General features: G+C 72.0%; 11 protein-coding genes. 6 read left to right on the top strand and 5 right to left on the bottom strand.

The features are described 5' to 3' along the window. The first annotated feature begins 382 nt into the window (after positions 1–382). Both ACFWV3_RS17775 and ACFWV3_RS17770 read left to right on the top strand, forming a co-directional pair. Entirely contained in the window at positions 383–706 is a 324-nt protein-coding gene (locus tag ACFWV3_RS17775; protein ID WP_382412383.1) for a DUF3099 domain-containing protein, read from the top strand. Positions 707–731: 25 nt separating this feature from the next. Beyond that, positions 732–1,106, top strand: a complete 375-nt coding sequence (locus tag ACFWV3_RS17770; RefSeq protein ID WP_382412382.1) for an NAD(P)-binding protein — start codon at positions 732–734, stop codon at positions 1,104–1,106. On the opposite strand, the gene ACFWV3_RS17765 is transcribed toward ACFWV3_RS17770, so the two are convergent. Both ACFWV3_RS17765 and ACFWV3_RS17760 read right to left on the bottom strand, forming a co-directional pair. Further along, on the bottom strand, positions 1,099–1,542 hold the full coding sequence (locus ACFWV3_RS17765) for an SRPBCC family protein (RefSeq protein ID WP_382412380.1): 444 nt from the start codon (positions 1,540–1,542) through the stop codon (positions 1,099–1,101). The genes ACFWV3_RS17770 and ACFWV3_RS17765 overlap by 8 nt on opposite strands. A 44-nt stretch (positions 1,543–1,586) precedes the next feature. After that, a complete protein-coding gene (locus ACFWV3_RS17760; RefSeq protein WP_382412379.1) occupies positions 1,587–2,015 on the bottom strand; it encodes a hypothetical protein in 429 nt (142 codons plus the stop codon). Between the two features lie 130 nt (positions 2,016–2,145). Here ACFWV3_RS17760 and ACFWV3_RS17755 point away from each other — a divergent pair, with 130 nt between their 5' ends. Next, positions 2,146–3,261: a sensor histidine kinase gene (locus ACFWV3_RS17755; RefSeq protein ID WP_382412378.1), complete on the top strand. Its 1,116-nt coding sequence runs from the start codon at positions 2,146–2,148 to the stop codon at positions 3,259–3,261. After that, positions 3,258–3,890, top strand: coding sequence for a response regulator (locus ACFWV3_RS17750; protein ID WP_382412377.1), 633 nt, complete (start codon positions 3,258–3,260; stop codon positions 3,888–3,890). The genes ACFWV3_RS17755 and ACFWV3_RS17750 overlap by 4 nt, the downstream gene beginning before the upstream one ends. Positions 3,891–3,913: 23 nt before the next feature. Here ACFWV3_RS17750 and rph read toward each other — a convergent pair whose 3' ends face one another. Beyond that, complete coding sequence (gene rph / locus ACFWV3_RS17745; RefSeq protein ID WP_382412376.1) at positions 3,914–6,490, bottom strand: rifamycin-inactivating phosphotransferase; 2,577 nt, start codon at positions 6,488–6,490, stop codon at positions 3,914–3,916. Between the two features lie 150 nt (positions 6,491–6,640). Between rph and ACFWV3_RS17740 the strand changes: the two genes are divergently transcribed. Further along, complete coding sequence (locus ACFWV3_RS17740; protein ID WP_382412375.1) at positions 6,641–7,030, top strand: PGPGW domain-containing protein; 390 nt, start codon at positions 6,641–6,643, stop codon at positions 7,028–7,030. Positions 7,031–7,058: 28 nt separating this feature from the next. Here ACFWV3_RS17740 and ACFWV3_RS17735 read toward each other — a convergent pair whose 3' ends face one another. After that, on the bottom strand, positions 7,059–7,850 hold the full coding sequence (locus ACFWV3_RS17735) for an SDR family NAD(P)-dependent oxidoreductase (RefSeq protein ID WP_382412374.1): 792 nt from the start codon (positions 7,848–7,850) through the stop codon (positions 7,059–7,061). Positions 7,851–7,942: 92 nt separating this feature from the next. Here ACFWV3_RS17735 and ACFWV3_RS17730 point away from each other — a divergent pair, with 92 nt between their 5' ends. Continuing rightward, complete coding sequence (locus ACFWV3_RS17730) at positions 7,943–8,536, top strand: TetR/AcrR family transcriptional regulator (protein WP_382412372.1); 594 nt, start codon at positions 7,943–7,945, stop codon at positions 8,534–8,536. 4 nt (positions 8,537–8,540) lie between these two features. Here the strand turns inward: ACFWV3_RS17730 and ACFWV3_RS17725 are convergent, their stop codons facing one another. Further along, positions 8,541–9,281 (bottom strand): AraC family transcriptional regulator, encoded by a 741-nt coding sequence (locus ACFWV3_RS17725; protein WP_382412371.1) that lies wholly within the window; start codon positions 9,279–9,281, stop codon positions 8,541–8,543.

Here is a 9,281-nt window from a genome sequence, read left to right as displayed (position 1 = left end):
GTGTCAAGTCGACACGCTTTTCGTCGACTTGACACCCCTCCGTTGTCGTGGCTCGCTCTTGGCTCGGCTCGTGACGGGGGCCCACCCGAACCGCACCACCTACGCAACGCGCAGCCGCCCAAAGCACCAGGCGTGCCATCAACCCGCCGAGGGCGCGGTACCCCCAGATCAGATTGGCGGGGGTTCGGGGGCAGAGCCCCTGAGGGAAAGCACGCAACAGAACCCGCCGCCCGCAACAGGGGAACGCCACGCAACAGGGGAACCCCACGCAAGGGAGGAACCCGACCTGTTGTGCAAGCAGCCCCCCAACGCCCCACCATGGAAACCAAACCGGATCGGCAACCGATACGAACACCAAGGGGGAGAGAACGGAGGTCCGCAAGTGAGCTCGCCCAACCGCGAGACCCCAGTGCTGATCACCTCAGCCGCCCCGTCCTACCAAGACCAGCTGGCGGCGAGACGACGCAGGTACGCCATCATGATGAGCCTGCGCATCCCGTGCATCGTCCTGGCGGTGCTGTTCGCCAAGATCTGGTGGCTGGCACTGGCCCTGATCCTGCTGTCCGTCCCGCTGCCGTGGATGGCCGTCCTGATCGCGAACGACCGCCCACCGCGCAAGGCCGAGACACCTCAGCGTATGCAGAGGCAGGCGCTCACCAGCGAAGGACCCGACACGAAGACGCGCACCAGCAGGAACCCGAGATGAACACGCGCACAGGCAGGAACTCGAAGTGACCGGCCTCACGGTCGTGATCGGCTACGGCGACGCCGCCCTGGACGTCCTGAGACACATCCCACTGCATCCCGACGTAGTGGTGGTGGACCCGGACGCACTGGCCCTCACCGCCGCCCTCGCCAACGACGCGAGAATCGTCAGGGGCGACGGCCGCGACCTCTGCGTGCTGCGGCACGCGGGCGTCCAGTTCGCGGGACGGGTGATCGTCGCGGTGTCCGAGGACCAGGAAGGCCTGCTGATCACCGGGTTCGCCCGCAACCTCAACCGGACGGCGGTCATCGTCGCCGCCGTCCGCGAGTCGGCCAACCAGGACCTGTTCACCCGGCTCGGCGCGGACGAGGTCTTCGTGCGGGCGCGGTCGGTCAGGTAGCCGCGCCGAACAGCGCGGACAGCCGCTCCAGCGACTGCTCGATCGCCGCCTTGTTGCGGCGGGGGAAGAACGACAGGTCGATCAGCAGCGGCAGGCGGGCGGTCGACCAGTCGAACGTCTCGGTCACCTCGGTGGTGCCGTCGCCGAGCGGCCTGAGCTGCCAGCGCCAGCGGTGGCCGTTGAAGTGGCGCCAGGCGATCAGGCGGTCCTCCTCGAACTCCACCACGACGTTCTCGATCCGGTACGCGAGGCCCATCTTCATGTCCATGCCGAACTCGGACCCCATCGTGAGCCGCTCGGGCGCGCCGTCGCGAGGGGCGAGGACGGAGCCGGACCCGTCGATCAGCGGGTGCTTCGCCGGGTCGGTCAGCAGGGCGAAGATCTGCCCGGCGGGGGCGTGGACGGTCCTGGTCGCGGACACACTTCTCTTCGGCACGGTCCCAGCCAAACATCCGCCACCCGGTCGTGCATGACGAGGGGTCATCGCACGGGGTCGGCGAAGACCTCGCGCAGCCGCGCGCGGTCGTGCAGGACGAGGATTCCACAAAGGACGGTGTAGAGCGTGGCCATGTACTTGACGAACGGGTAGTCGAAGGCGAAGTCCATCAACGTGATGTTGAGCCCGACCACGAACAGGGCTCCCGCGCCGACGAACGTGGTGCGGCGGAACAACAGCATGACGGCGGGCACCAGTTCGAACAGCCCGCTCACCCGGCCGTAGAACGGCGAGTAGCCGTAGAACAGCCACACCAGCGAGGTGCCGTCGACCGTCGACTTCGACAGGTTCTCCCAGTCGCCGTAGTAGAACTGGCCGCCGAACAGCTTGACGCACCCGTAGAAGGCGAAGACCACCGCCATCAGCAGCCTGATGACGAGAATCGTCTTCGACCCTGCCTTGAACCAGATCATGCCCCGAATCGTCGCGACCACCGGCCCACGAGCACATCCTGCGCGGAGTCTGTCCGGACGGCCTGGGGGAGGAGCCGTCTCCTACCGCGGGAGGAGGTGGCGGGCACGCGGCCGACCTACGATCGAGGTCGTGAACTCGTGGAACGGGCTGCTCCGGTTCGCGCCACTGGCCCTGGTCGTCGCCTCGACGCTGTGGCTCGCCGTTCCCGCTCCCGACCTGGGCCTCGGCACGTGGGTCTTCCCGGTGACGGCGGCGGTGGTGTTCGTGCCCGGCCGCCGGTTCCCGCTGGCGGTGTCGCTCGCGCAGAGCCTGCTGGTGCTGACGGCGTTCCTGCTGAGCGCCCCTGGGCTCGGCGAGGCCCAGGCCTGTGCCGCGCTCTCGCTGGCCGAGCTGGCGATGCGCCGGCCGTGGCGCCCGCTGGCGGCCGGGATCGCGGTCGCGCTGGCGGTGGACGTGGTCTACCTCTTCGCGCAGCAGGACGACCGGCTGCCGGCGGTCGCGCTGAGGGCGGTGCTGGTGGTCGGGGTGCCTGTGCTCGCCGGACGCCATCTGCGGTCGATGCGCGAGCTCGCCGCACGGCAGCGCGAGGAGAAGGCGTTGATCCTGCGGGTGCGGGACGCGGAGATCGAGGCCGCGCGCGAGGCGGACCGGGTCGCGGTCGCGCGTGAGCTGCACGACCTCGTCGCGCACCACGTGTCCTCGATGGTGCTGCGGTCGGCGGTGGCACGGCACGCCGCGACGAGCGCCGACCAGTTCCGGGAGGTGCTCGACGACGTGCACGCCTCCGGGTCGGCGGCGCTGACGGACCTGCGGGAACTGGTCGGCGAGCTCCGCGACCCGTCGGTCCCGTCGCTGGGCGCGAGTCCGCCCTGTCTGGCCACGGCGTTGCGGCAGGCGGCCGAGAGGTGCGAACGCGCGGGTTTCCCGGTGCACACCCGGATCGCCGCCGGCGAACTGGACGCGGCGCGGCGGCTCGTGGTGCTGCGGGTCGTGCAGGAGTCGCTGACCAACGTGATGCGCCACGCCGAACCGGGGGCGGCCGTGCTCGTCGACGTCCGGGAGTCCGCCGCCGGGGTCGAGGTCGAGGTCCGCGACGACGGGGGAGCGGCACCCGCCGCGGCGGGACACGGCCTCACCGGCATGGCCGAGCGGGTCGAGCGACTCGGCGGGGCGTTCCACGCGGGCCCGAGCGGCCGCGGCTGGTCCGTGCGCGCCACCGTGCCGCGTCAGGAGCAGCCGGCGTGATCCGCCTGCTGATCGTCGACGACCAGCAGCTCGTCCGCGCCGGCCTGCGGATGCTCTGCGAGAGCGCGCCGGACGTCGAGATCGTCGGCGAGGCGGCCGACGGCGCCGAGGCGGTGCGGCAGGCAGCCCGGTGCCGTCCCGACGTGGTTCTGATGGACCTGCGCATGCCCGTGGTCGACGGCATCGCGGCGACCAGGAGGATCCTCGCCGCCGACCGGGACGCCCGCGTCGTCGCGCTGACGACGTTCGACGACGACGATCACCTCTACCCGGCGCTGGCCGCGGGCGCGCACGGGTTCCTGGTGAAGGACTCCGCGCCGGAGGAGCTGCTCGCGGCGGTGCGGCGGGCGGCCGCCGGGGAGCAGCCCTTCAGCCCCGGTGTGCTGCGGCGGCTCGTGCGCCGGGTCGTCCGGCAGGAGCGCGGGCCACAGCCGCCGAGCGGTCTGACACCGCGCGAGCTCGAGGTGCTCGTGCTGCTCGCGCAGGGTCTGGGGAACCAGGACATCGCCGACCGCCTGCACGTGGGCGTGACGACGGTGAAGACGCACGTGGCCGCGTTGATGGCGAAGACGGGAGCGGACAACCGGGTCCGGCTCGCCGTCCTCGCCCACACCTCCGGACTGCTGTGAGACCGCGAGTCACCGGCACGGCGTCACGCGGGCAGGATCTCCACGTACCCGTCGGTGCCGTTGACGCGGATGCGGTGCCCGTCCTGGATCAGCCGGGTGGCGTGCTCCAGACCGACGACGGCGGGCAGGCCGTACTCCCGCGCGACCACCGCGCCGTGCGTCATCAGCCCGCCGACCTCGGTGACCAGGCCCGCGATCGCGACGAACAGCGGCGACCAGCTCGGGTCGGTGTGCGCCGTGACCAGGATGTCGCCGGGTTCCAGGTCAGCCTCGGCCAGGTCCAGGACGACGCGCGCCCGTCCCTCCACGGTGCCGCCCGAGACCGGCAGACCGGCCAGCGCGCCGGCGGGCAGGTCGTCGCGCCGGTACGTGCCGGCGACCGCCTCACCGTCCGAAGTGAGCACTCGCGGTGGCGTGAGTGCCTGGTGTGAAAGGAAGTCCTCCCGGCGCCGGTGGATGATCCCGGCGTCGGCCTCGTTCGTCCGCACGACCTCGCGGAACTCCTGGAGCGTCAGGTAGAAGACGTCCTCCGTCTCGTCGAGCACGCCCGCGCGCACCAGCCGGTCCGCTTCTGCCAGCAGGGCCTGCTTGTAGACGAAGTAGCGGCTGATCATGAAGTACTTCGGGTACTCGCGGTAGCCGGCGAACGTGCGGACGCGGTCGACCATCCGCTTGGTCTCCAGGGCCTTCCGCTCGCCGTCCGGCAGCTCCCGCAGGCGCTCCAGCAGCTCCCGCTCCTTCGCCGCGGCCGTGCGCCGGCCCTGTTCGAAGCGCTGCTGCCCGGCTCCGTGCGCGAAGTTCCGCACGTTGGCGAGCAGCAGGGGCAGCAGCGTGGCGGGGTGCTCGCTCCAGCGCGGCCTGGTGATGTCGATCTCGCCGACGCAGCGCATGCCGTACCTGCCGAGGTAGCCCAGGACGGCGTCCCGCGACTCCGGACCGCCCGGCAGGTCGTCCAGGCCGCCGAGCAGGTCGCCCGTCTTCTCCAGGTGCGCCACGACTTCCGGGTGCGGGCGGAGGACGTCGGCGACGTCGAGGAGCTCCAGGCCCATCTCGGCCGTGACGTTGTGGGGCGCGGAGAGCGTGAGGGTGTCGGCCGCGTTCTTCTCGCCGAGCCAGTCCCGCAGGTTCTCGTTGAGCCACCAGGTCGCCTGCATCCCCGCCATGATCACCTGGGTGCTGCGCGCGTCGAACAGCACCCGGCGCAGCTCCGCGAAGTCGCCGAGGACGAAGTCGACGAGGTCCACCCCCGACCGGTGCCCGATCTCGCGCTTCAGGGCGGCGACCGACGTCTCGGCGGCGCCGATCAGCTCGGTGACGACGTCCGGGTCGGTCTCGATCGTGGCGGGCTCGGCGCCGGGGATCGGTTGTGGCGTCTCGTCCGGGACGGTCGGGAGGAAGCCCTCGCGGTCCATGACGGTGCGCAGCGCGTCGCCCATCAGCGGGTCGGACCTGCCCGCCACGCCGAGGAACCCGTCGCGGCTGGCGGGGGTGGCCAGGATCTGCGTGACATCGACGAACAGTCGCCCGCCGGCCACGGTCATCGGGCGCGGGGTGGTCAGCTGCCACACGGACAGGCCCAGCGGCCGCATGGCGTCGGTCATCATCTGCTGGTGGCCGACCGACACGTAGACGCGGTTCTGCCCGTCGCCCTCGGGAACGGGGAACAGCGTGGTGATCGGGCGGCTCTGCACCACCTGGAACCCGTCGCCGGTCAGGCACCACTCGACGTCCTGCGGCCGGCCGAAGTGCGCCTCGATCGTCCTGCCCAGCCCGGCGAGCCGCACGACCTGCTCGTCGGTCAGCGCGGGATCACGCCGCCGCTCGGGGTCGACCGCCGCCTCGCGCGTCCCACCGCCCGGCACTGCCTCGACCACGATCTCCTTGGCGGCCAGGGACTTCTCGACGACCACGCCGTCGCGGACCCGGTAGACGTCCGTGTTCACCAGCCCGGACACCAGGGCCTCGCCGAGCCCGAAGCTCGCCTCCACGCAGGACACCTTGCGGTTCGACGAGACGGGGTCCGCCGTGAACAGGACACCGGCGGCGTCCGGGAACACCATCTCCTGCACCACCACGGCCATCCGCACCTCGCGGTGGCCGAAACCGTTGCGCAGCCGGTAGACCACCGCCCGCTCGGTGAACAGCGAGGCCCAGCAGCGGCTCACGTGCCGCAGGACCTCGGCGTGCCCGACGACGTTGAGGTACGAGTCCTGCTGCCCCGCGAACGAGGTCGACGGCAGGTCCTCGGCCGTCGCGCTCGATCGGACGGCGTAAGCGGTCTTCTCTCCTGCGTGGCGGGCGACCGCGTCCGCCACCTCGTCCGGAACGGCGGTGCCCTCCACCGCGCGGCGGATCTCCGCGCTGGTCTCGCGGATCGCGTCGCGGTCGTCCTGGTCGAGGCGCGCCAGCCGGTCCAGCAGGTCGTCGATGGCCGGCACGTCCCGCAGGACGCGGTCGAAAGCTCTTGTCGTCACGCAGAAACCGTCGGGAACGCGGACACCGTCGATCCGCGACAGCTCTCCCAGATGTGCCCCCTTGCCGCCGCAGAGCGCGACCTGCGTCCGGTCGATCTCCCGGAGCTCGAGCACGTGGCCGGTCATTCGTCGACATCCCCCGTTCGTCTTGCCCAGCATTTCGCACCGGTGCTGTTTCCGCAGTTCCCGGCGCAAGCGGGAGATTCTGCGGCACCACCGGGGTCTTGCCGCAAGACCCCGGTCGTGCTATACGGTGAAAGTGGCGAGGGGACAGCGGTGAAGCGGCTCGGCGTGATCGTGCTCGGGGCGGTGCTGCTCGTCGTCGGCGTCGCCATGCTGGTGCTGCCGGGGCCCGGACTGCTGCTGGTGCTCGCCGGTCTGGTCGTGCTCGCCTCGGAGTTCCCGAAGCTGGAGCGCTACGTCGACCCCGTGCGCGACCAGGCCATGAAGGCGGCGGAGCAGAGCGTCTCGTCGCCGCTGCGCATCGCCTTCTCCGTCGCGGCAGGACTCGCGCTGGTCGCGGCCGGCGTGGTGTGGGGGCTCGTGAAGTCGTTGCCCCTGGCCGGGTGGAGCACCGGCAGCAGCCTGATCCTGTCCGGTGTGGTCCTGCTCGGTCTGCTGGTGTGGAGCTACCGCAGGGTCCACGCCGGGACGGGCGGCCGGTAGCCGCCCGTCGACAGTTCCAGGGCCCGGCTCAGGCGGACTTCATCTGACCGCCGTGGACGGTCCAGTTCGACCCGATCGCGCTCGGCATCGTCGGCGACGACAGCAGGACCACCGCGCGGGCGATCTCGCTCGGGTCGATCAGGTCGCCGCTCACCATGCCGAACTGCTCGGGCAGCCCCGCCACCAGCGTGGCGTGGTCGACGCCGAGGTTCGCCGCCATGCTCGCCACGAGGCCGTCCGGGCCCACCAGGAGGGGGGTGCGCGTCGCGCCGGGGGTGACCGCGTTGATCCGCACGCCCGCCCGGCCCGCCGCTTCGGCGAGGCCGCGGGTGAACGCGTTGAGCGCGGCCTTGGCAGCGGCGTAGGGCAGCGGTGCCGTGTGCGGGTCGCGGGCACTGCTGGAGCTGATGTTCACCACGGCGCCCCGTGCCTTCGTGAGTGCGGGCAGCGCTGCGCGGGTCGCACGGACGGCGGCGTTGAGATTCAGCGCGAACACGCTGGCCCACGCGTCGTCGTCGCCGCTGAACGGGTCCTCGAACATCCCTTCCGGACGCTCGTCGCCGCCTCCGGCGTTGTTGACCAGCACGTCGAGCCGGTCGTCCTCGGCGAGCACGGCCTCGACCAGCTTCACCGGGCCGTCCAGGCTCGACAGGTCGGCCGGGACGAACACGGCGTCCGTGGCGGCGAGCTCGGGAGTGCTCCTGCGCGCGGTGGCGACGACGGACGCCCCCTCGGCGAGGAACGCCCGCACGACGGCGAGCCCGATCCCCTTGCTCGCCCCGGTGACGAGCACGCGCTTGCCTTCGAGCTGCAGGTCCATGACGTGGTTCCTCTCTGGGGTGGTTGCCTTTCAAGTGATACACATCTGTCGCGTTTACCGCAACAAGTGCGACAGTCTGGTATCGTTTAGGTATGGCAACCACCGGGACACGCCGCCTGCGGGCGGACGCGGAGCAGAACACCGCGCGGATCCTGGCCGCGGCCGCCGAGGTGCTGGCCGACGACCCGTCGGCGTCGCTCGAACGCATCGGCGAGGCGGCCGGCCTGACCCGCGCGACCGTGCACCGCCGCTTCGCCTCCCGGCAGGCGCTGCTGGCGGCGCTGGCCGAGGAGCTCAACCAGCGCTACCTCGGCGCGCTCGACCAGTCGTGGGTGGACACGGCACCTCCGCGGGAGGTCTTCCTGCGGCTGACGGAGATCGTGTTCGAGCTGAAGGTCAGCCACCGGTTCGCGATGGAGCTGCTGAACGGGCCGAGCGGGTGCCAGACGGGGCTGAGCCCGGAGGTCGAGGAGCGGCTGGACCGGGTCTTCGCCCGGCTGCGCGCGGCGGGCGAGATCACCGCGACCGGGGCGTGGTGGTGCCGGCAGGTGTACCTGGCGCTGCTGCACGAGGCGCACGAGGTGCCGGTGGACACGGCGGACCTGGCGGCGGCCGGGGGATCGCGGCCGGAGCTGGTGGTCGCGGCCGTGCTGGGAGCGCTGGGCGGCCCGGTGGAGCGCGCCTGAGGCGTCAGCCCTGCGGGACGCCGGTCCGTTCGCCCGCCTGGTACGCGCCCGGCGTCTGCCCGGTCGTCCGCGCGAACACGTCGACGAACGCGCTGGTCGTCGCCCATCCGCACCGGTGCGCCGTCGCGGTCACCGAGGCGCCCGCGCTCAGGGCCAGCATCGCGTGGAACACCCGCACCGCCGTGCGCCACTGCGGGTAGGTGCTGCCGAACTCCGCCCGGAACAGCCGGGTGAGCTGCCGGTCGCTCGTCCCCGCCCGCCGGGCGAGCCAGGTGATCGTGCGCGGGGTGGCCAGGTCGTCGGTCACCAGCCGGCAGGCGTGCGCGAGCCGGGGGTCGCGGGCCGTGGGCAGGGTGATCGCCGCCAGGTCGGCCCGCCGGACGCGGTCGCGGACCACCGCGCGCAGCCGGCGTGCCTCGGCGGGCGGCAGGCCGGGTTCGGTGCAGGCCATCAGCAGCTCGCGCAGCAGGGGCGTCACGGCGATCACGGTCGGGCGGTCGCCGGGGAAGAGCGTCTCCCCCGGCGGGAACCGGAGCAGGTGCACCTGGGCGTGGCCGTGCACGCGGTGCTCGTGCCAGGTCTGGGCCGGCGTCCAGATCGCCCGCTGCGCGCCCGCGACCCACGTGCCGTGCTCGGTGGTCACCGCGAAGACGCCACTGCTGACGTAGAGGAGCTGGTGCTCGCCGTCGTGCCGGTGGCGGGCGATCACCTCGCCGGGCGTGTGGTGATGGCGGCTTTCCGACAC

Origin of the sequence: Lentzea sp. NPDC059081, assembly GCF_042738015.1 — a bacterium.
In the GTDB taxonomy this organism is placed as follows: Bacteria; Actinomycetota; Actinomycetes; order Mycobacteriales; family Pseudonocardiaceae; genus Lentzea.
This window is presented reverse-complemented; position numbering and strand designations above follow the sequence as displayed.